The organism is Microbacterium sp. NPDC057944, from assembly GCF_042887445.1.
In the GTDB taxonomy this organism is placed as follows: Bacteria; Actinomycetota; Actinomycetes; order Actinomycetales; family Microbacteriaceae; genus Microbacterium; species Microbacterium natoriense.
The window spans coordinates 1,125,813-1,145,599 of the sequence record NZ_JBHVPJ010000002.1 but is presented as its reverse complement, the minus strand read 5'-3'; the positions used below and the strand labels follow the sequence as shown (position 1 = coordinate 1,145,599).

Here is a 19,787-nt window from a genome sequence, read left to right as displayed (position 1 = left end):
AGTGAGCGCCGCGGAGGCGGAACCCACCCTCATCGGCTCGGTGCAGCGCGCCCTTCGCCTCGTCGACATCGTCGCGAACTCGCCCCGTCCTCTCCCGGCGAAGATGCTCGCCGCGATCACCGGCCTCACGCCGGGTACCACGTACAACCTGGTCCGCACCCTGGTGCACGAGGGTTATCTGTCCAGCGAGCCCGACGGGCTCGTGCTGGGGAGTCGGTTCCCCGCCTTCCAGACGGAGCTCGACGCCAGGGGCGTGTTCCTCGCCAGGGTCCGCGCGGCGCTGCGAGACGTGACCGAGGAGGTCGGTGCGACGGCGTACCTCTCCCGCTACGCCGACGGGGAGATGCACCTCGTCGACATCGTCGATGCAGTGCAGAACCCCCGGGTCGAACTGTGGGTCGGGCTGCAGTCGAGCGCGCACGCGACGGCGCTGGGCAAGCAGATCCTGGCCGATCTGTCGGAGGAGCAGCGTGCAGACTACCTCGCCAGGCACCGACTGGAGGAGCTCACGCCGCGAACCATCAGCGACCGTGCGACGCTCCTCGCCCAGCTGGAGCACTCACCCGGGTTCGCGGTCGACCGCGAGGAGTACGCGATCGGCGCCACGTGCGTCGCCGTCCCGGTCATCGCGCCGAACGTCACGGCTTCTCTGGCGATCTCGCTGCCCTCGGAGCTCGCGGTCGTCGACATGACGCTGGTGACCGCGCTGCGGCGGGCCGCGAGACGGCTCTCGCTCCAGCTCGGAGCAGATGCTCTGGACGGTGGCGGCCCGGGCGCGGAGTTCAGTATCTGACCGTCGGTTCACTATTTGAAGAACTGCATCTAGCGCAATGGCATGCGCTTTCCTATGATCAGAGTTGTAGTCGTCAGTGCAACGACGCTACAGGAGGTGGAACGTCCCCAGCGTTCTGCAGCCCACTTGGATGAAGAGCGTCCCCAGTGCTCTGAGTCCGCGGCCCCGAGGAGTCCCCACTCCGCCGGGGCCGCCATCATGTTCAGGGCCTTTTCTCGCGGCACGGCGCCAGGGGAGCAGCGCTCGTCTCCGCCTGGACGCCGCTCCGGGCCAGGGCGGTTAGCATGGCGTGATGATCGATCAGCGGCCACAGTACGGCGAACTCGCGACTCCGGAAGAACAGCGCAGAGCCGCCGGCCTCCCGCCGCTGGGCGAGGTCGAGTCCGTCGAGCCCGTCGCTCCTGTCGTCTCCGAGGCCGCGCCCGCAGCAGCGCCCCGTCGCCCCGTCGACCGGTTCGCGACCGTCGTGCTGCTCGCCTACGGCCTCGTCAACGTCATCACCGCAGGCCTGTCGTACCTCGACTTCGGCAGGGTCATGACCGAGGTCATGAAGATGATGGGGATCGACGGGGAGTTCACGAACTACGACCAGGGCAGGATCTGGGGCACGGTCGCCGCGATCGTGCTCGTCATCGGATGGTGCCTCACCGCCGTGATCTCGCTGCGGAGGCTGCGCCAGGGCAAGCTCACCTGGTGGGTGCCGCTCGTCGGCGCCGCGGTGACGCTGCTGGTGACCTCCGTCTTCGCGGCGATCCCCCTGATGGGAGACCCGGCGTTCATCGCGTACCTCGAGAGCATGACGACGCGATGAGTCGTCTCGTCGCCGTCTGCGCTGTCCATCAGCTGCTACCGGATGTCGGCACCGTCGGGATCACCGCGATCGACAAGAGGGCGGTCGAGGGGCCGGTGAAGGTCGGCTCCTACGGCGTCTACGCCGACGTGCAGGCCGATCGCAGACATCACGGCGGACCGGACAAGGCGCTGTACGCGTACTCCGAGGAGGATGCCGCCTACTGGGCGGCCGAGCTCGGACGCGACACTCCTCCTGGGTGGTTCGGGGAGAACCTGCGGGTCGAGGGCATCGATGTGAACGCGGCCCTGGTGGGCGAGCAGTGGCGGATCGGCTCGACCGTGATCGTCGAGGTCACCATGCCGCGCACGCCGTGCCAGACGTTCGCCCGCCGCGTTGGCGGCGATGCCGAACGCGGCTGGGTGAAGCGCTTCTCGGATGCGCGTCGTCTCGGTCCCTACCTCCGCGTGGTGAAGAACGGCAGGATCGAGGCCGGCGACGAGATCGTCGTGGTCCACCGCCCCGATGACGCCCCGAGCATCCTGGACATCTACCGGGGTCCGTGACCCGCAGCCCGTGCGCGGCGCCGCCGACGGCGGGGCTCGCCGCTGTCCGGGAAGAACCCCGCTCAGACGGAGAATGCCCCGGCCGTTCCCGGCCGGGGCATTCTCCGTGACGATGCTCGTCTGTCAGCTCTTCGACTGTCCGTAGGAGCCGAGCTGACGGGTCGACTCGACGACGCGGGCGGCCATCGCGGTCTCCGCGATCTTGCCCCAGGCGCGCGGGTCGTACAGCTTCTTGTTACCGACCTCGCCGTCGACCTTCAGGACGCCGTCGTAGTTCTTGAACATGTAGTCGGCGATCGCACGCGTGTACGCGTACTGCGTGTCGGTGTCGATGTTCATCTTGATGACGCCGTTGGCGACCGCGAGGGCGATCTCCTCGTCGGTTGAGCCGGAGCCGCCGTGGAAGACGAGGTCGAGGGGCTTGGCAGCCGTGTTGTACTTCGCGGCGACCTCGGCCTGGATCTCGCCGAGGAGCTCCGGGCGCAGCTTCACGCCGCCCGGCTTGTACACGCCGTGCACGTTGCCGAAGGTGAGGGCGGCGATGTAGCGGCCCTGCTCGCCGAGGCCCAGGGCCTGGACGGCCTGGTCGACGTCGGCGAAGGTCGTGTAGAGGGCTTCGTTCGAGCCCTCGTGCTGCACGCCGTCCTCCTCGCCGCCGACGACGCCGATCTCGACCTCGAGGATGGCGTTGATCGCCTTCATGCGGGGGAGGAGGTCCTTGGCGATCTCGATGTTCTCCGCGAGGGGAACGGCCGAGCCGTCCCACATGTGCGACTGGAAGATCGGGTTGCGGCCGGCCTTCACCTCTTCTTCGGAAGCGGCGATCAGCGGCTCGACGAAGCCGGCGAGGGCGTCCTTCGGGCAGTGGTCGGTGTGCAGCGCGACGGTGACGGGGTAGTTCTTGGCGACCTCGGTCGCGTACCGGGCGAAGGCGAGAGCACCGGTGGCGCGGGCCTTGACCGTGTGGCCGGCGAAGTAGTCGGCGCCGCCCGTGGTGACCTGGATGATGCCGTCGGAACCGGCCTCGGTCAGGCCCTGGAGGACGGAGTTGATCGTCTGCGAGCTCGAGACGTTGAATGCGGGGTACGCGAAGCCGCCGGCCTTCGCGCGGTCGAGCATTTCTGCGTACTGGTCCGGGGTGGCGACGGGCATGAGAACTCCTGCGATAGGTGAGCCGGGACAGCAGTCACTCTAGCCGGGAAGGGGAGGGGATGCCGTCGGGATGACGCTCCGGAGGGGGACTCTCTGCCGCACGGTTAAGAATCACGATTCCTTCATGCGATTTCGCCCGAAAGGAGGCGATTGCCACCGGGATTCTGGCTACTCTTGCCGCATGGTGAGTCTGACTGGTGATCTGAGCCCTCTTCGTCCCGACCGCAACCTCGCAATGGAGCTGGTGCGCGCGACCGAGGCGGCCGCGATCCGTGCGGTGCCGTTCATCGGCCGTGGCGCGAAGGAGGCCGCCGACGGTGCGGCCGTCGACGCCATGCGCGCCTTCCTCGGAACCGTCGCCTTCCAGGGGCAGGTCGTCATCGGCGAGGGCGAGAAGGACAACGCCCCGATGCTCTTCAACGGCGAGGTCGTCGGCACGGGCACCGGGCCGCTCTGCGACATCGCGGTCGACCCGATCGACGGCACCTCCCTGACAGCAGCCGGCCGCCAGAACGCGCTGTCGGTGATCGCCGTGTCCGACCGTGGAACGATGCTCGACGCGTCCAGCGTCTTCTACATGGACAAGCTCGTCACCGGTCCCGCGGGCGTCGGCGTCGTCGACATCCGCCTCCCGATCGGCGAGAACATCCGTCGTCTCTCGGCCGCGCTGGGCAAGCCGGTCGACGAGATCGTCGTCTCCGTGCTGAACCGTCCGCGCCACGAGCAGCTCATCCAGGAGATCAGGGATGCCGGAGCCGGCACCCGTCTGATGAGCGACGGCGATGTCGCGGGCGGCATCAACGCCGCACGCCACGGCGCGCGCACCGACATGTGCGTCGGCGTCGGCGGCAGCCCCGAGGGCATCGTGACCGCGTGCGCGATCAAGGCGCTCGGCGGTCACATCCAGGGCCGCCTGTGGCCTCGTGATGACGACGAGCGTCAGCGCGGCATCGACGCCGGTCTCGACATGGACAAGGTCTATGAGGCCGACGACCTCGTCCGGGGGGACAATACAATCTTCGTGGCGACGGGCGTGACCGACGGTCAGCTCGTCGCGGGTGTGCGTCGCGAGGGCGGTTACATCTACACCGAGAGCGTCGTGCTGCGCGGCGCATCGGGCACCCTGCGGCGGATCGCCTCGGAGCACCTCGTCTCGAAGTGGCTCTGATCCTGCGCTGACGGCGACGCGCGGCATCGTGAGAGCTGCGGTGCGCGCGGCATCGTTATCGAGACGGAACCCCTGCCCGGAGCGCTGAGCCGTGGTTTCCGTGCGCGTCGTGTGACAATTGTCTCTGGGTTTCTCACCGTCGACGGAGCCGCAGGCACCGCAGACACAGGAGGGCGAAGCAGATGGCAACGCAGCACACGAGCGATTCGAAGGCCGCGCCGACCAAGTTCGTCACGACGAACACCGGGCGCATCCTCCGGGTGAACGTCGACGAGATCGACGCGGCAGCCAAGGCTGCAGCCGCCTCCGCCGCCACGGTCCACGCGGTCGACCCGGCACGGCGTGCCGATGTGCTCTTCCGCGTGCGTCGAGACGAGGGACACGAGGTCAGCGCCTGGTGGATGATCGGCGCGTTCCTCGCCACCAGCGGACTGGTGATCCTCCTGCTCTCGGGCGTCCCCGGCGTCGCCTGATCTAGCTGCTGGCGTCGCCTGATCAGGTCTCTGGCGTCGCCTGATCAGGTCTCTGGCGTCGCCTAATGAGGTACCTGGCGTCGCCTGATGAGGTACCTGGCGTCGTCTGATCAGGTCTCTGATCGGAGCGGTCTCTGATCGGAGCGGACTCCGGTCGGATTCGGTCGTCTCGACGACCTCAGTCGCCTTCGAGCCGCTGACGCACGTCGCCCAGCTCGGCCCGCACGGGCTCGACGGCATCCACGTCGCTGACGAGCTCGGCCGCTGTGAATCGGCGCGCGCTGCCTCCGATCACCTGCGGCGACGCGTCGAGCGCCGACGAGTCGATGCCGGGGAACTGCCGGGCCGTCACGAGCACGCGGTTCTCCAGCGACCCGGCGAAGCGGTTGTAGCTGTCGACCGTTCGCTCCAGGGCGCGGCGGAGGTCGTCGGCATGGCCGGCCAGCACGCCGAGGCGGTCGTACAGCTGCGTGCCGAGGGCGAGCAGAGTGCGAGCCTCGGTCGACACCTCCTGCTGGGTCCAGGTGTAGGCGACCGTCTTGAGCACAGCCCAGAGATTGACGGGCGAGGCCAGCGCCACCCGGCGGCTGAACGCGTAGTCGAGCAGTGTCGGATCCTCGTCGATCGCCGCGGCGAGCAGCGACTCGCTCGGCAGGAAGCAGATCACGAACTCGGGACTCGACTCGAGGCCCGACCAGTAGGCCTTCTTGGTGAGCGCGTCGATGTGTGCGCGCACCGCTTTCACGTGCTTCTGCATGAGCATGCGCCGCTCCGCCTCGTACGCATCGCCCGCCGGCAGCGCCGATGCCTCGAGATAGGCGTCGAGGGGGACCTTCGCGTCGACGGGGATCGACGCGCCACCCGCGAGCCTGATCACCATGTCGGGCCGGCCGACGCCGCGATCCGAGGAGATGGTCGACTGCAGATCGAAGTCGACGTGCCGGGTGAGGCCCGCGGCCTCGACGACGCGCCGCAGCTGCGTCTCACCCCACACGCCCCTGGTCGCCGTCGACTTCAGCGCTCCGGCGAGCGACTCGGTCGTCGCGCGCAGCGCCTCATCGGACTCCTGCGCGCGACGCAGCTGTTCGGCGAGCGACCCGAACTGCGCATGGCGCTCCTGCTCGATCGTCGCGACCTTGTGCTGCATCTGCTGGAGGCTCTCGCGCACGGGTGCGAGCGCCGTCAGGACGGCATTCTGCTGCTGCACGCGGATCGCCTCGGCCCGCTGCTCCTCACGGGCGTGCTCGACAGCATCCCGATACAGGTCGTACTGTCGGTCGCGGTCGTCGCGCGCGGCGGCGAGCTCGGCCTGCGCTCTGGCCAGCTCGGCCGCTCCTCGGCCCGCGCGCAGGTACCAGCCCAGGGCGGCACCGGCCGCGAGGGCGATGAGGAGGAGGACGATCGTCAGAGGATCCATGGATCCGATGATGCCCTCGACCACTGACATCGGCGGGATGTCAGGCGACGGCGCGTTCCTCCGCTGCGGCGACGGGCTCCGTGACGCGGAGCCCCAGAGCCCTGGCGAGACCGAACACGTCCGACACCTCGGCACGTCGGGCGGAGTCGATCACGATCTCTGCGCAGGCCCGGGCATCGGCCAGCGCATCGTGGTGCGAGAACTCCGAGAAACCTGCGGCGGCAGCGGCCTTGGGCAGACGGTAGGAGTCGAGCTCGTACGTCTTCCGCGCCACCTGCAGGCTGCACAGCGAGCGGTACGGCGGGCAGATCTCGCCCGTCGCCTCCGAGGCGCGGCGCAGCACGTTCAGATCGAATCCGGCGTTGTGCGCGACCAGCACGTCGGCGCCGGCGAACGCGCACAGGCGGTCGAACTGCTCGGACCAGGTGGCGGCATCCCGCACGTCGTGGGGACGGATGCCGTGGATCTTGACGTTCCACTCCTGGAACTCGTCGTGGCCTGCGGGCGGTTGGATCAGCCAGCCCGCGGTGGCGACGACGCGGCCGTCGCGAACGCGGACGAGTCCGACGGAGCAGGCCGAGGCGGGGCTGGAGTTCGCCGTCTCGAAGTCGATCGCGGTGAAGTCCAGGGGCACCTCTCCACTTTCACCCCGCCCTCCGAGCGGGTCCGGAAGACTCGCCGTAGGCTGGCGATATGGCTGAGGATATGGCGACGTCGTTCGGAGCAGAGGCGGGGAACTACGAGGCGGGGAGACCCGACTATCCGTTCGAGGCGGTCGCCTGGATGCTCGAGCCGATGCCCGCGGGCTCCACGCGCATCGCCGACGTCGGGGCGGGCACGGGCAAGCTCACCCGAGTGCTCGCCGCGGCCCCGGATGCCGAGATCGTGGCGATCGACCCGGATCCTGCGATGCTCTCCGCCCTGCGCGATGCCGTGCCCGGCGTGCCGACCTTCGTGGGCACCGCCGAGTCCCTGCCGCTGCCGGATGCGGGGCTCGACGCCGTCGTTCTCGGCCAGGCGTGGCACTGGGTCGACCCCGTGACGGCCTCCGCAGAGGTCGGGCGCGTCGTGAAGTCCGGGGGAGTGCTGGGGCTGATCTGGAACCTTCGCGACGAGCGCGCCGACTGGGTGCGTCGTCTCACCGAGATCATGCACGGCAGCAACGCCGAGATCATGATGGCCGAGGGAGGCCCCTCTATCGCAATGCCCTTCGGGGAGCTCGAGGAGGAGACCTGGGAATGGGTGCGGCCCATCACCCGGGAGCAGCTGCACAGCATGGCCTCGTCGCGCAGCTACATCATCACGGCATCCGATGAGGAGAAGGCGCGTGTCCACGGCGAGATGGACGCCCTGTTCGACGAGCTGGGACTCCACGGGGATGCCGTGATCGATCTGCCGTACGTGACGCGGGCGTTCCGCGCGATCAGAAGCTGAGGCCGCCGGGATCCTGCCGACTGGGGGCTCCGAGACCCGGCCAGCCGACCGGGATCCTGCCGACTGGGGGCTCCGAGACCCGGCCAGCCGACCGGGATCCGGATCGTCGCGCGCGAACCTTCCGGATCTCGAGCGGAGATCCGGATCCGGGAGGGCGTCTACCGGGCGCAGGTTCGCGGCATCCGCCCCCGGTAGACTCGACTTCCGTGGCTCTTACAATCGGAATCGTCGGCCTGCCCAACGTCGGCAAGTCCACCCTCTTCAACGCTCTCACCAAGAACGACGTGCTCGCGGCGAACTATCCGTTCGCGACGATCGAGCCCAACGTCGGTGTGGTGAACCTGCCCGACTCGCGTCTCGACAAGCTCGCGGAGATCTTCGGCAGTGAGCGCATCCTCCCCGCCGCGGTGTCGTTCGTCGACATCGCCGGCATCGTCCGGGGCGCGAGCGAGGGCGAGGGTCTGGGCAACAAGTTCCTCGCGAACATCCGCGAGGCCGACGCGATCGCCCAGGTCGTCCGCGGCTTCGCCGATGACGACGTCGTGCACGTGGACGGCGCGGTGAACCCGGCGTCCGACATGGAGACGATCAACGCGGAGCTCATGCTCGCCGACCTCGAGACCGTGGACAGGGCGATCACCCGCTACGAGAAGGAAGTCCGCGGCAAGAAGATCGAGCCGATCGTGCTCGAGACCGCGCAGGCGGCGAAGGAAGCTCTCGAGCGCGGCGTGCTGCTCTCGGTGTCCGGCCTCGATCTCGCCCCGATCCGCGAGCTCGGCCTGCTGACCTCGAAGCCCGTCATCTTCGTCTTCAACGTCGACGAGGGCGTGCTGACGGACGCAGCTCGCAAGGAGGAGCTGGCCGCGCTGGTCGCCCCCGCGAAGGCGATCTTCCTGGACGCGAAGATCGAGTCCGAGCTCATCGACCTCGACCCCGAGGATGCCGCCGAGCTGCTGGCCTCGACGGGACAGGACGAGTCGGGTCTCGACCAGCTCGCCCGCATCGGCTTCGACACCCTCGGCCTGCAGACGTACCTGACGGCGGGTCCCAAGGAAGCGCGCGCCTGGACCATCGGCAAGGGCTGGAAGGCCCCGCAGGCCGCCGGAGTCATCCACACCGACTTCGAGAAGGGCTTCATCAAGGCGGAGATCGTCTCGTTCGACGACCTCGTCGAGACGGGGTCGGTCATCGAGGCCCGCGCCAAGGGCAAGGCCCGCCTCGAAGGCAAGGACTACGTCATGCAGGACGGCGACGTCGTGGAGTTCCGCTTCAACAACTGAGTACTCGCGGCGAGTCGTATCCCGTGTGGGCTGACGCCATCGCCCTGAGGGATCGACCGCCGTCAGCGTCGATGGGCCTCGCCGTATGTCGGATGCCGGTGCCACGATGGACGCATGCCGGAATCTCCAGAGGTGCAGGCGCTCGTCGAGTTCCTCGATGAGCGGGTCCGAGACTGTGTCATCGCTGAGATCGACATCGGCGAGTTCCGCATCGTCAAGACTCGCGAACGCCCGCCTGCGTCGCTCATCGGCGCGCGGATCTCCGGTCTGCGGCGCTTTGGGAAGCATCTCGGGATCGACACCTCGGCGGGGTGGATGATCATCGGGTTCGGCCGCAACGGCTGGATCCGGTGGAAGGCGGCAGGAGATGTCGCCGTCGACGAGCCCGTTCCGGAGGCCGCAAGAGTCACCCTCGATGACGGTGCAGTGATGCGGATCGTCGACGCGGGCGACTTCCTCGCTGTCACAGCTGCGATCGTGGACGCCCCTTCGGACGTCGCGGGCATCGCGGCGCTCGGCCCGGACCCGCTCTCAGTCGACTTCTCCCTCGAGGGCTTCGAGCGCGCACTCGGCACCCGCAAGAAGCAGATCAAGGCGCTGCTGCAGGAGCAGACGTCCATCGCGGGAATCGGCAACGCGTACTCCGATGAGATCCTGCACCGGGCGCGCCTCTCTCCGGTCGTGCACGCTGCGGTGCTGGATTCCGAGGCCAGAGAGAGACTGTTCGCCGCCACCGTCGATATCATGCGCGGAGCGCTCGCCGACCGCCGGGGGCTGCCTCCGGACGCCCTCAAACCCGCCAAGATCCAAGCCATGTCCGTTCACGGGCGCGGCGGACTGGCATGCCCTGTGTGCGGCACCACGATCGTCGACCACGTCTTCGGAGGAGCATCCGCGCAGCGTTGCCCCCGGTGCCAGCCGGATCAGGCGGATGGGCGCGTGCTCTAAGCCCGGGCGAGGAGAAGTGCTTCATCGGCCGAGGCGCGTCCTGCTTCGCGCAGGAGCTGAGCGCGGCGGCGCCACTCGCCGATCCGGCTGCCATACTGACCACATGGCAGACCCCCGCGTCGACATCTACGTCCCTCTGACACGGAGCGACGTGCTGGAGGACGACCGCTTCGCGTGGATCGATTCTGGGCGGCGGCGTTCGCGCCGGGCTGGGACCGTGGGGGTGACGGCGGCTCAGGCTGCGTGGAGCTCCCGCTCGACGAACAGGGATGTGGCTGCGTGTGGCAGGCGCTGAGGCGCGCCTTCGCCATCGCCGTCCTCGGCCTGGTCGCGGTGTCGACGTTCTTCGTCGCGATCTCCATGACGATGGATCGTTCCGAGCCTGTCCAATGGGGAACGTTCTCTGAAGACCGCTGCGAACCGAAACCGCGGAGCTCACTGTGCCGGAGTATCGGAAAGTGGGTCAGCGACACCGGAGACCTCGCGTTCGAGTCCGCAGTGTTGGATGGGAAGCCTGGCGACGACGGCACGGTGGACGCCTACTATCGCGCTACCGATGTGTTCAACGCGAATGACCCGCCCGTGGTGCGCACGGCCGAGGCGGACGCAGAGAACCGATGGGGATCGCTTTTGCTCTTCGCGATCTCACTCGCGTGCGCAGTGGGAATCCCGGTGCAGCTTGCGCTGTGGCGGAGAGTCTCGCCTACTCGCCGCAGGAGGTAGGGGCGCGGAGGTGTGGACTTCTTCCTCGGATCTGAGGCGAGTAAGGGGTGGCGTCAACATCTCACGACCGACGCTAGTGTCGTGGAACGGCCGATCGTGAAGAGCGGGATAGTGCAACCGCACCCGAGGTCGTATGCCTAGCGCTGAGGGGGGAATGATGATCAGAGATGACCGCGCGACGTTCTCGATCTACGGCGGTCGACGTTCAGTCGCGGAGATCAGCGACCTGCTGGGGATGCTTCCGTCCAGGTCGCACGACGTAGGAGACGAGAAGCCCGTTCCACCCCCGGGAAGCAGGCTGAGGCAGCAGAGCCCGCACCATCAGCGCACGTTCTGGTCCGTCAGCGTCCGCTCCGACGTCGACAACGTGGACGAACGCGACAAGTCGGGCCTCGCGGCCTTGTCGGCTCTCGTCGCACTGCTCGTCCCGAGGGGCGGTGCCATCGCCGAGGTGCAGAAGGATGCGGAGACCGTCCTGTGGTGGTCGGGGGACTCCGACAGCGCACAGGGCGGATTCGTGCTGACCGCTGATCTCATCGGACAGCTCGCGATCCTCGGTTGCGACGTGTATGGGACGGCGTACCTGCGCGACGATGATGGCGACGCATACGACGATGAGACCGAGAAGGAGCGATCGAGCCTGCATGCATCATCACGATCGGAGCAGAAGGCGAGAACCCGTGCAGCCGGCGACGCTGATGTCGCGCCTCCAGGCTGAGTGCATGCCCGTGGTCGCGCTCTCCTCGACGGTGTCTCGCCCCTGTCCTCGCGCGTGCACGAGCCGTTCACCCTCCGCGGACGAGGTCACGGAGTGATGACGCGCACACGGCGCCAGTGGCGCGCGGAGATGCATCCTCCGCTCCGGCGGAGCAATGTGCCCAGTGAGGTGCTCGAGACAATCGTGCCGATGCTGCCCCTGCTCGCGGGCCTCGCGGCGCTGGGACTCTCCAGGCGTGGCGTCGTGCCGGTCGACGGGGCCACCGAGGCAGTCCTCGTGCTCGTGACGGCCGTCTGCACGGTGATGGCGATCGTGATAGTCCGCATGCTTCTCGGGTGGGGCGGTCCGCGAGTCTCGTGGCTCACGATGGTCTGCCTTGTGGCCGGAACGGTCCTCGCGCCCGTGGTGCTGTGGTTTCGCAACGACGGATCGTTCTCGCCCCTCATGGAACTCGCGGTCAGCGCCAACGTCCTCTGTCTCCTCCTCGGCATCATCATCGCTGTCCTGTCGCGAACACTCGGGCGGACTGCCCACGCTCATGCGCCGGCGGCCGGCCTGGCAGCGTCGCAGAGTTCCGACCCCTCCATCCCGTCGACACCGCGCGTACGCGTGCGCCGGCGTCGCGGGATCACGGGTGCTGTGGCTCAGCTGGGAAGGATGATCGTCATCGCGTTCTTCGTCGCGGCTGCGGGAGTGTTCGTCCTTCTCTGGGTGCACTGGATCGGCATGTCGTTCGCGCCGGTCCACAATGGAATCTTCGTCGAGGAGTCGTGCGCGCCGACCTACCGAGGGTGTCAGAGCATCGGCACCTGGACGAGCGACGACGGGTCACTGCGTCTCGACGATGTCGAGCTCGACGGGGCAGTGGGCCCCGACGGTTCGGTGCATGCGCAGTATCGACCGGGGGAGCGCGATCCGGGAGAAGCGATCGTGCACACGGAATCCTCGTTGGCCCTCGCGCCGGTGCTCCTGCCGGTGGTGGTGGTCGGGTCACTCGGCTACGCCTATCACTACGGTGACTCCTCGTTCGGATGGGGTCGCTGGGCGCGACGCCGGTACGCCTCGCGTACGCTGGAGGGGACCCCTGCCGACGTACGAGGAGCCACACGCAGATGACCGACACCCAGATCTTCGAGCCCGACGGACGCGCGATCCCCTTCGTCGATGAGGGAGACGGTCCGGTCAAGCTCGTGTTGATCCAGGAGCACGGCCTCGCCGCCGATGTCCTCGGCGTCGTCGCGCACTACCTCGCCGAGGAGGCAGGGTTCCACGTGCTGCGCATCGGACACAGGGCCGACACGGCCGGCGCCTCGTTCGAGGAGCGCGTCGAGGATGCTCTCGCCGTCATCGATCATGTGGGTCTTCAGGACACGTGGATCGGCGGGCACGGCTTCGGCGGCACTGTGGCGCGCGCACTCGTCGCGGCGCACCCCGACCGCGCGAACGGCCTCCTGCTGCTCGGCGTCGAGGAGGCCGACGTCGAGATCGCGCCGGCGATCCCCGTGCTCATCGTGCAGGGAACCGATGACGACGTGAACCCGCCGGCGAACGCCGAGCGCCTGCACTCGACGATCCCCGACCGGTCGAGCATCAAGACCATCGGCGGAGACCACCTCTTCCCGATGCACCACCCGATCGAGACCGCCGTGGTCATCGAGGAGTACCTCGACTGGGACTGAGTTCGCCCTATGCTGATCGCGCCCGCGCTGCGCTAGCGAGCGTCAGCGCCCCTGGCGCTTCTTGTAGGGCTTGGGCTGACCCTTGACCACCGGTGCGCGGCCCCTGCCCTTGGAGGCCTTGGCCTTGCCGCCGGCCGGGGCGGCAGGCTTCGCGGCGGGAGCCGGCTCCGCGGCGATCCGCTCCCTCGCCTCATCGAGCAGGAGCAGCCCGGCGGGGGTGACCTTCGTCTCGCCTCCACGCGTGACGAGAGGATGCCCCACCTCGTCCTCCAGCTTCTCGATCGTCGAGTAGAGCGCGGCGAGCGGGATGCCGAGGGACTCTGCGGCGCGGGGGAAGTGCAGCTCCTCGGCGACGGCGACGAAACGTCGAAGCTGGGTGATGTTCACGGAGAGCCGTTCCTTTCCCGCGAGGATCGCGGTCGACTCCCCAGCGTACGCGTCGCGACGGTGCCGCAGCGACGCGGTCGGCGTACGCTGTGCGTGTCACCGACCGAAGGAGCAGCCGTGCCCGACCACGATGAGCATGCCCCTCACGGGCATGTCCCCGCGCCAGGCGAGCCGACCGTCCCGGAGCTGGAGATCGACGAGAACGTCGCTCCGAGGCCGGAGGAGGAGATCGCCGACATCCTGCGATCGGCACCCGACCTGAAGGACCACAGCCGGCAGCGCGAGTGAGCGGGACGCCGTGTCATCCGCCGACCTGCGTCGATGACAGGATTGTCTGATGACCGCGACACTGGTGGCCCAGGACCTGGCCGGAGGGTACGGTCACCGCACCCTCTTCGACTCCCTCGATCTCACCGTCGCTCCCGGCGACGTGGTCGGCGTGGTGGGCGCGAACGGCGCGGGAAAGTCCACCCTCCTCCGCCTGCTCGCCGGGCTCGACGAACCTCAGGCGGGGAGCATCGCACTGGCGCCGGCCGACGCGTTCGTCGGCTGGCTGCCGCAGGAGCACGAGCGCATCGCGGGGGAGACGGTGTCGGCGTACATCGCGCGCCGCACGGGGTGCGCGACCGCGACGGCGGAGATGGATGCCGCAGCCGCCGCTCTCGGCGACCCCTCGCTCGCGCGCCCGGGAGCAGACCCGGCCGATGTCTACTCGGCGGCGCTCGACCGCTGGCTGGCGAGCGGAGCCGCGGACCTCGAGGAGCGCGTCCCCGCCGTGCTCGCCGAACTGGGACTCGACCTCGGCGACGCCGCCGGGGACGCGCTGATGACCTCCCTGTCCGGAGGGCAGGCGGCGAGAGTGGGGCTCGCCGCCCTCCTCCTCTCGCGATTCGACATCGTGCTGCTCGATGAGCCCACCAACGACCTCGACCTCGACGGTCTGGAGCGTCTGGAGACGTTCGTGCGCGGACTCCGCGGTGGAGTGGTGCTCGTCAGCCACGACCGCGAGTTCCTCTCCCGCTGTGTGACGCGCGTGCTGGAGCTCGACCTCGCGCAGGGCACGAACCGCGTGTACAGCGGCGGCTACGACGCGTACCTGGAGGAGCGGGCGACCGTGCGTCGGCACCTGCGCGAGAAGTACGACGAGTTCGCGGAGAAGAAGGCCGACCTCGTGTCCCGCGCGCGCACGCAGCGGGAATGGTCGAGCCAGGGTGTGCGAAACGCCATGAGGAAATCGCCGGACAACGACAAGATCCGCCGCAAGGCCTCCACCGAGTCGAGCGAGAAGCAGGCGCAGAAGGTGCGTCAGATGGAGAGCAGGATCGCCCGGCTGGAGGAGGTCGAGGAACCGCGCAAGGAGTGGCAGCTCGAGTTCAGCATCGCCGCCGCACCGCGATCGAGCGCGGTCGTGTCGACCCTGAGCGCCGCGATTCTCCGTCAGGGCTCCTTCACCCTCGGCCCGGTGTCGCTCCAGGTGAACGCGGGGGAGCGCATCGGCATCACCGGACCCAACGGTGCGGGCAAGTCCACCCTGCTGCGCGCGCTGCTCGGCCAGCAGCTCCCCGATGAAGGCACCGCGAGCCTCGGGGCGAGCGTGCAGATCGGCGAGATCGACCAGGCGCGCTCCCTCCTCGCCGGGGCCCGACCGCTCGCGGGAGCATTCGAGGACTTGGTGCCGGAGTACGCGACCGGCGAGGTGCGCACCCTGCTCGCGAAGTTCGGACTCAGGGCCGACCATGTCAACCGGCCGGTCGACGAGCTGTCGCCCGGAGAGCGCACGCGTGCGGGGCTCGCGCTCCTGCAGGCGCGCGGCACCAACCTGCTCGTGCTCGACGAGCCGACGAACCACCTCGATCTCGCGGCCATCGAGCAGCTGGAGCAGGCCCTCGACTCGTATGAGGGCACCCTGCTGCTCGTCACCCACGATCGACGGATGCTCGACACCGTGCGGACCGACCGCCGCTGGCGCGTCGAGGAGGGCCGGGTCACCGAGCTGTGACCGGCACCCCGTCGTCCGGGTCGCGCCGGATCGCCGATGCACTCCGACCCGCCATGCGGCTCGCCCGATAGCATCCAGGCATGGCCACACCCTCGGCGCGCGCATTCGTCCGCCTGCGCGCTCTCCTCTCGATCATCGGCGGACTCGCCGCAGGTATCGCCGTGGGGCCGTTGCTGGGCGTCGCCGCGGGCATCCTGACCGGGTGGGGCGTCTTCGCACTGACGAACGTGATCTGGGTGCTGCTGCTCATCTGGAGGATGGATGCCGCCGACACGAGGGCGCACGCGACGCTGGAGGCCCCCGGTCGCCGAGTGGCGCGACTGATCTCGATCCTCGGGAGCCTCGTCAGCCTGGGCGCCGTGCTCGTCGTGCTCGTGCAGGCGCAGAAGACCCCGGGCGTCGAGGAGTATCTGCTCGCGGGCATCGCCGTGCTCAGCGTCGCCGCATCCTGGGCGCTCATCCACACCGAGTACGTGCTGAGGTACGCCCGAATGTACTACTCCGAGCCGGTGGGAGGGATCGACTTCAACCAGGAGGAGGACCCGGAGTACACCGACTTCGTCTACTTCTCCGTCGGGCTGGGGATGACGTACCAGGTGTCCGACACGAACCTCACCCGCAACGAGTTCCGCCGGGTCGTGATCGCGCAGACCGTGCTCGGCTACCTGTTCGGCACCGTCATCCTCGCGTCGATCATCAACCTCGTCGTCGGACTCGGCTGATCCGGATCAGCCGTCCCGCGCCGCGTGTCGGGCGCCGCTCCGGATCGACGGCGTGATCTGACCGGAACCGTTCCACCGCCGCCGGACAGCACGGATGCCGCGACCCGGGGGGCCGCGGCATCCGCTGTTCCGACCGCGAGGTCAGACGGTCTGGGGGAGCACCGTGAACGAGACGGATCCCGCCTCGTCGACTCCCGCATCGAGGATCTTGTCATCGAGCACCGCCGACGCGGGCTCGTCGATGAAGAGCCGCACCCCGGACGCCTCGAGGACGTGATCGCTGGGCTCTGGATGCGCGGTGACCTGCACGGCCAGTCGCGCGCCGCCTGCTGTCTCGGAGGCGGTGGAGTGGATGCGGAGACCCGCATCGGCCGCGTCGCTCTGACGGCTGACCAGGGTCGTCACGATCGCGGTGGCGTTGTCGGTGAGGGTGAGCATGGGTGCTCTCCTTTCCGGTTGGGGCATGCCGAGGTCACGACATGTCCGGGCCACGCTTCCTCACCCGATGGGATGCTGCAACCCTCGATCGCGGATTCGGAGGGTCCTCACACCTCAGCCCGCCCGACGAGCGGCGAGCATCCGCCACAGCCCCGCCCACAGCGCTCCGACGAGCGCCACGGAGCAGACGAGGGTGAGCGCACCGGCCGACCTGCCGACGGTGAAGTCGACGATCAGCGTCGTCACGCCCACGGTGAGGAGACCGATCACGAAGAGGTCGAGAGTCACGATGCGCGCGGCGATCCGCACCAGCTCGGGCTTGCGCCTCCGGCCGAACAGGGCGCGATGCATGCCGACCGGGGTCAGCGAGAGCAGGGTCGCGACGGCGGCGAGGGCGACGAGCGCGATGTACAGCACGTGCTGTGCGGCGTCCATCTCGGTGAAGCGCTGCTGGAACGCGACGGCGAGCAGGAAGCCGGTGAGGATCTGCGTGCCGGTCTGCATGACCCGCAGCTCCTGCATCAGCTCGTCCCAGTTGCGATCGGCGCGCTCGTTGGGTGTCTCGTCGCGTCCGTCGGCGAGGTCGTCCACCTCGGGATCAGTGCTCATGACCCCAGTCTCGCGGGGCGCGCAGTGAGCCGTCTAGAGCGTCGTGGGCGCGGAGCCCTCTTCGCGAAGCCGCGGCTCGGTGCGGCGCTCGGGGCGGACCCCTGCCTTGTCGGCGTAGAACGCGCGGATGCGGTCCATGTCGGCGGCGACGTCTCCGGTGAGGTCGATCGTCGGGCCCAGCCCCGTGGTCATCGTCGTGCGGTCGACGAAGCCGAGCGTCACCGGCATCCCCGTCTGGACGGCGATGCGGTAGAAGCCGCTCTTCCAGTACTCGTTGCCGCCGCGGGTCCCGTCCGGGGTGACGACGAGCCCGAAGACGGCGCCGTCGTTGACCTGGCTCACCACGTCGTTCACGACCCTCGCAGGATCGGCCCGGTCGACGGGGATGCCGCCGATCCCACGCATGATCGGCCCGCGCCAGCCGCGGAAGAGGCTCTTCTTGCCCAGCCAGTGCACGTCGATGCCGAGGCGCCACGCGATGGCGAGCATCAGCACGAAGTCCCAGTTGGAGGTGTGCGGAGCGCCGATGAGCACGGTGGGCCGTGTCGGCGCCGGCTCCGAGGCGAGCGTCCAGCGGCTGAACACCCAGAAGAGGCGGGCGACGAGTGACCTGAGCATCCCTCAACCGTAGGGGGTGAGCCCTGTCGATCCGCTGGCGGTCTCGTCGCCTCCTCGTCCCGGGCGCGTCGTGTGCTCCGATTCAGTGCGGAGGGGCGTCGAAGACGGAGCCATCCCCGCGCAGCAGGCGTACCATCGAAGGATGACGACGACACAGGGGGACGGCGTCGGCGCGGATGCGCCTGAGACGCTCCACTCTCTTCTCGGTACCCTCAACCTGCTCGGCGACGACGCCGCGGGTTACTGCAGCGGCGGCGTCTGCCACTTCCCGGCGCCCCCTGTGGAGAAGGCCGAGTAGCGGCAGACGCCTCGCCGGTCAGTGTCCGGCGTGCTGCGGGGTGCTGCCGTCGTCTTCCGGCTTGCGGATGAAGAACGCGCCCACCACGGTGAGCGTGGCGATGACCGCGCCGATGAGGAATGCGACCTGCGACCCGGAGGCGACAGCCGCCGGGACGTCGGATCCGCCGTTCGCGTTCACGACCACGGTGTACACCGCGACCATGACCGCGATGCCCGCTGCGCCGGCGACCTGCTGCACGGTGCCGATCACGGCGCTCCCGTAGGAGTAGAACTTCGGCGTGAGCGAGGCGAGGGATGCCGTGAACAGCGGAGTGAACGACAGCGCGAGACCGATCGACAGCGTGATCTGCGAGAGCAGCACCACCCACACCGGGGTGGTCGTGCTGAGGGTCGTGTAGAACCACAGCGTCGCCGCGGCGAGGATCGCACCGGGGATCAGCAGGATCCGTGTGCCGCGCGCATCGTAGATGCGGCCGATGATCGGTCCGAGCAGGCCCATCGCCAGGGCGCCGGGGAGGATGATGAGGCCGGCCTCGGTGGTCGGCAGCATGAGCGCCTTCTGCAGGTAGAGCGGGACGAGCGTGATGGTTCCGAAGAACGCCAGCGAGAGCAGGAACATCTGCGCCATGGACAGCGAGAAGCCGAGCGAGCGGAAGACGCGCAGATCGAGCAGCGCATCGTCCTTGCGCTGCAGGATCACCTGACGCCACAGGAACGCACCCAGTGCGATGACGCCGACGACCAGGGCGATCACCAGCGGCGCCGGGTTGGCCCCGCCTTCGCCGAGGGCGCCGATCTGGCTGAGACCGTAGACGATGCCGCCGAAGCCGAAGGCCGACAGGATGATCGAGAGCACGTCGAGCGGTGCGTTCGTCGTCTCGCCGACGTTGGTCAGCCAACGCCATCCGACGAACATCGCGACCAGTGCGATCGGCAGCACGACGACGAAGATCGAGCGCCAGCCGAAGTGGTCGAGTAGGAAGCCCGACATCGTCGGACCGATCGACGGAGCCAGTGAGATCACGATGCTCACGCGGCCCATCATGCGGCCGCGCGACTCGTTCGGCACGAGGTTCATCATCGTGGTCATGAGCAGCGGCATCATCATCGCGGTGCCGCCCGCCTGCACCACACGCGCGACCAGCAGCATCTCGAACCCCAGCGCGAACGCGGCGAGCAGGGTGCCGGCGGAGAACAGCGCGAGGGCGGCCAGGAACACCTGGCGGGTCGTGAAGCGCTGCAGCAGGAAGCCGGTCGTCGGGATGACGACGGCCATCGTCAGCATGAAGGCGCTGGTGACCCACTGCGCGGCGATCGGGGTGATCCCGAGGTCGTCGATGAGATGCGGGATCGCCATGCCCATCGTGGTCTCGTTGAGGATCGTGACGAACGCGGCCGTCAGCAGGACCCAGATCACGCGCATGTCCCTGCGCGGGATCAGGCCTGTCGAGGGGGCCGGGGTCGTCGAGATGGAGCCGGTATCGACGGCAGACATGGGCGGCCTCCAGAAGGCATCGAGGAAAGGGGGAAGCGTGCGAGTGCACGAGAGTCACTCAGCGTAACGGCTGCCTCG

General features: G+C 68.7%; 24 protein-coding genes. 16 read left to right on the top strand and 8 right to left on the bottom strand.

Going from position 1 to position 19,787, the window contains the following annotated elements; genetic code table 11:
* Position 1: 1 nt before the first annotated feature.
* From ACFVRO_RS14910 to ACFVRO_RS14900, 3 genes are all read left to right on the top strand, one after another.
* Entirely contained in the window at positions 2 to 793 is a 792-nt protein-coding gene (locus ACFVRO_RS14910; RefSeq protein WP_386953643.1) for an IclR family transcriptional regulator, read from the top strand.
* Between the two features lie 292 nt (positions 794 to 1,085).
* Entirely contained in the window at positions 1,086 to 1,604 is a 519-nt protein-coding gene (locus ACFVRO_RS14905; RefSeq protein WP_386953641.1) for a DUF6264 family protein, read from the top strand.
* Complete coding sequence (locus ACFVRO_RS14900) at positions 1,601 to 2,149, top strand: MOSC domain-containing protein (RefSeq protein WP_386953638.1); 549 nt, start codon at positions 1,601 to 1,603, stop codon at positions 2,147 to 2,149. Before ACFVRO_RS14905 ends, ACFVRO_RS14900 begins: the two co-directional genes overlap by 4 nt.
* 123 nt (positions 2,150 to 2,272) lie before the next feature.
* On the opposite strand, the gene fbaA is transcribed toward ACFVRO_RS14900, so the two are convergent.
* Positions 2,273 to 3,301 (bottom strand): class II fructose-bisphosphate aldolase, encoded by a 1,029-nt coding sequence (gene fbaA, locus ACFVRO_RS14895; RefSeq protein ID WP_105672576.1) that lies wholly within the window; start codon positions 3,299 to 3,301, stop codon positions 2,273 to 2,275.
* Between the two features lie 181 nt (positions 3,302 to 3,482).
* Between fbaA and glpX the strand changes: the two genes are divergently transcribed.
* Positions 3,483 to 4,469 (top strand): class II fructose-bisphosphatase, encoded by a 987-nt coding sequence (glpX, locus tag ACFVRO_RS14890; RefSeq protein WP_105672575.1) that lies wholly within the window; start codon positions 3,483 to 3,485, stop codon positions 4,467 to 4,469.
* A 182-nt stretch (positions 4,470 to 4,651) separates the two neighbouring features.
* Positions 4,652 to 4,942, top strand: a complete 291-nt coding sequence (locus ACFVRO_RS14885) for a hypothetical protein (RefSeq protein WP_105672574.1) — start codon at positions 4,652 to 4,654, stop codon at positions 4,940 to 4,942.
* A gap of 178 nt (positions 4,943 to 5,120) precedes the next feature.
* Here the strand turns inward: ACFVRO_RS14885 and ACFVRO_RS14880 are convergent, their stop codons facing one another.
* Entirely contained in the window at positions 5,121 to 6,359 is a 1,239-nt protein-coding gene (locus ACFVRO_RS14880) for a DNA recombination protein RmuC (protein ID WP_386953636.1), read from the bottom strand.
* A 40-nt stretch (positions 6,360 to 6,399) separates the two neighbouring features.
* A complete protein-coding gene (locus ACFVRO_RS14875; RefSeq protein ID WP_386953633.1) occupies positions 6,400 to 6,993 on the bottom strand; it encodes a 3'-5' exonuclease in 594 nt (197 codons plus the stop codon).
* Between the two features lie 59 nt (positions 6,994 to 7,052).
* Here ACFVRO_RS14875 and ACFVRO_RS14870 point away from each other — a divergent pair, with 59 nt between their 5' ends.
* The 7 genes from ACFVRO_RS14870 to ACFVRO_RS14840 all read left to right on the top strand — a co-directional run bounded on the left by ACFVRO_RS14870 (position 7,053) and on the right by ACFVRO_RS14840 (position 13,141).
* Positions 7,053 to 7,793: a class I SAM-dependent methyltransferase gene (locus ACFVRO_RS14870; RefSeq protein ID WP_386953631.1), complete on the top strand. Its 741-nt coding sequence runs from the start codon at positions 7,053 to 7,055 to the stop codon at positions 7,791 to 7,793.
* A 206-nt stretch (positions 7,794 to 7,999) separates the two neighbouring features.
* The gene (ychF, locus tag ACFVRO_RS14865; RefSeq protein WP_105672571.1) at positions 8,000 to 9,073 is read left to right on the top strand and encodes a redox-regulated ATPase YchF; all 1,074 of its coding nucleotides are present in this window, start codon (positions 8,000 to 8,002) and stop codon (positions 9,071 to 9,073) included.
* A 114-nt stretch (positions 9,074 to 9,187) separates the two neighbouring features.
* Positions 9,188 to 10,021 (top strand): DNA-formamidopyrimidine glycosylase family protein, encoded by an 834-nt coding sequence (locus ACFVRO_RS14860; RefSeq protein ID WP_386953629.1) that lies wholly within the window; start codon positions 9,188 to 9,190, stop codon positions 10,019 to 10,021.
* 174 nt (positions 10,022 to 10,195) lie between these two features.
* Positions 10,196 to 10,744 carry a hypothetical protein gene (locus ACFVRO_RS14855; RefSeq protein ID WP_386953626.1) on the top strand — a complete coding sequence of 183 codons (549 nt, stop codon included), beginning with the start codon at positions 10,196 to 10,198 and terminating at the stop codon, positions 10,742 to 10,744.
* Between the two features lie 157 nt (positions 10,745 to 10,901).
* A complete protein-coding gene (locus ACFVRO_RS14850) occupies positions 10,902 to 11,462 on the top strand; it encodes a hypothetical protein (protein ID WP_386953624.1) in 561 nt (186 codons plus the stop codon).
* A gap of 189 nt (positions 11,463 to 11,651) precedes the next feature.
* Positions 11,652 to 12,578, top strand: coding sequence for a hypothetical protein (locus ACFVRO_RS14845; RefSeq protein WP_386953621.1), 927 nt, complete (start codon positions 11,652 to 11,654; stop codon positions 12,576 to 12,578).
* Positions 12,575 to 13,141, top strand: coding sequence for an alpha/beta fold hydrolase (locus ACFVRO_RS14840; protein ID WP_386953618.1), 567 nt, complete (start codon positions 12,575 to 12,577; stop codon positions 13,139 to 13,141). The genes ACFVRO_RS14845 and ACFVRO_RS14840 overlap by 4 nt, the downstream gene beginning before the upstream one ends.
* A gap of 42 nt (positions 13,142 to 13,183) precedes the next feature.
* Here the strand turns inward: ACFVRO_RS14840 and ACFVRO_RS14835 are convergent, their stop codons facing one another.
* On the bottom strand, positions 13,184 to 13,528 hold the full coding sequence (locus tag ACFVRO_RS14835) for a LysR family transcriptional regulator (RefSeq protein WP_386953617.1): 345 nt from the start codon (positions 13,526 to 13,528) through the stop codon (positions 13,184 to 13,186).
* A 117-nt stretch (positions 13,529 to 13,645) separates the two neighbouring features.
* Between ACFVRO_RS14835 and ACFVRO_RS14830 the strand changes: the two genes are divergently transcribed.
* The 3 genes from ACFVRO_RS14830 to ACFVRO_RS14820 all read left to right on the top strand — a co-directional run bounded on the left by ACFVRO_RS14830 (position 13,646) and on the right by ACFVRO_RS14820 (position 16,249).
* The gene (locus ACFVRO_RS14830; RefSeq protein WP_386953614.1) at positions 13,646 to 13,816 is read left to right on the top strand and encodes a hypothetical protein; all 171 of its coding nucleotides are present in this window, start codon (positions 13,646 to 13,648) and stop codon (positions 13,814 to 13,816) included.
* Positions 13,817 to 13,865: 49 nt separating this feature from the next.
* The gene (locus ACFVRO_RS14825) at positions 13,866 to 15,527 is read left to right on the top strand and encodes an ABC-F family ATP-binding cassette domain-containing protein (RefSeq protein WP_386953611.1); all 1,662 of its coding nucleotides are present in this window, start codon (positions 13,866 to 13,868) and stop codon (positions 15,525 to 15,527) included.
* Positions 15,528 to 15,607: 80 nt separating this feature from the next.
* Positions 15,608 to 16,249 (top strand): DUF1345 domain-containing protein, encoded by a 642-nt coding sequence (locus ACFVRO_RS14820; protein WP_223586754.1) that lies wholly within the window; start codon positions 15,608 to 15,610, stop codon positions 16,247 to 16,249.
* A gap of 141 nt (positions 16,250 to 16,390) precedes the next feature.
* Here ACFVRO_RS14820 and ACFVRO_RS14815 read toward each other — a convergent pair whose 3' ends face one another.
* The 3 genes from ACFVRO_RS14815 to ACFVRO_RS14805 all read right to left on the bottom strand — a co-directional run bounded on the left by ACFVRO_RS14815 (position 16,391) and on the right by ACFVRO_RS14805 (position 17,914).
* Positions 16,391 to 16,687 (bottom strand): Fe-S cluster assembly protein HesB, encoded by a 297-nt coding sequence (locus tag ACFVRO_RS14815; protein WP_386953608.1) that lies wholly within the window; start codon positions 16,685 to 16,687, stop codon positions 16,391 to 16,393.
* Positions 16,688 to 16,801: 114 nt separating this feature from the next.
* On the bottom strand, positions 16,802 to 17,296 hold the full coding sequence (locus tag ACFVRO_RS14810) for a DUF6328 family protein (RefSeq protein WP_386953605.1): 495 nt from the start codon (positions 17,294 to 17,296) through the stop codon (positions 16,802 to 16,804).
* Between the two features lie 33 nt (positions 17,297 to 17,329).
* Positions 17,330 to 17,914, bottom strand: coding sequence for a 1-acyl-sn-glycerol-3-phosphate acyltransferase (locus ACFVRO_RS14805; protein ID WP_386953603.1), 585 nt, complete (start codon positions 17,912 to 17,914; stop codon positions 17,330 to 17,332).
* Positions 17,915 to 18,056: 142 nt separating this feature from the next.
* Between ACFVRO_RS14805 and ACFVRO_RS14800 the strand changes: the two genes are divergently transcribed.
* Positions 18,057 to 18,212, top strand: a complete 156-nt coding sequence (locus ACFVRO_RS14800; protein ID WP_386953601.1) for a hypothetical protein — start codon at positions 18,057 to 18,059, stop codon at positions 18,210 to 18,212.
* 18 nt (positions 18,213 to 18,230) lie between these two features.
* Here ACFVRO_RS14800 and ACFVRO_RS14795 read toward each other — a convergent pair whose 3' ends face one another.
* Positions 18,231 to 19,709, bottom strand: a complete 1,479-nt coding sequence (locus ACFVRO_RS14795; RefSeq protein ID WP_386953599.1) for a DHA2 family efflux MFS transporter permease subunit — start codon at positions 19,707 to 19,709, stop codon at positions 18,231 to 18,233.
* Positions 19,710 to 19,787: the final 78 nt, after the last annotated feature.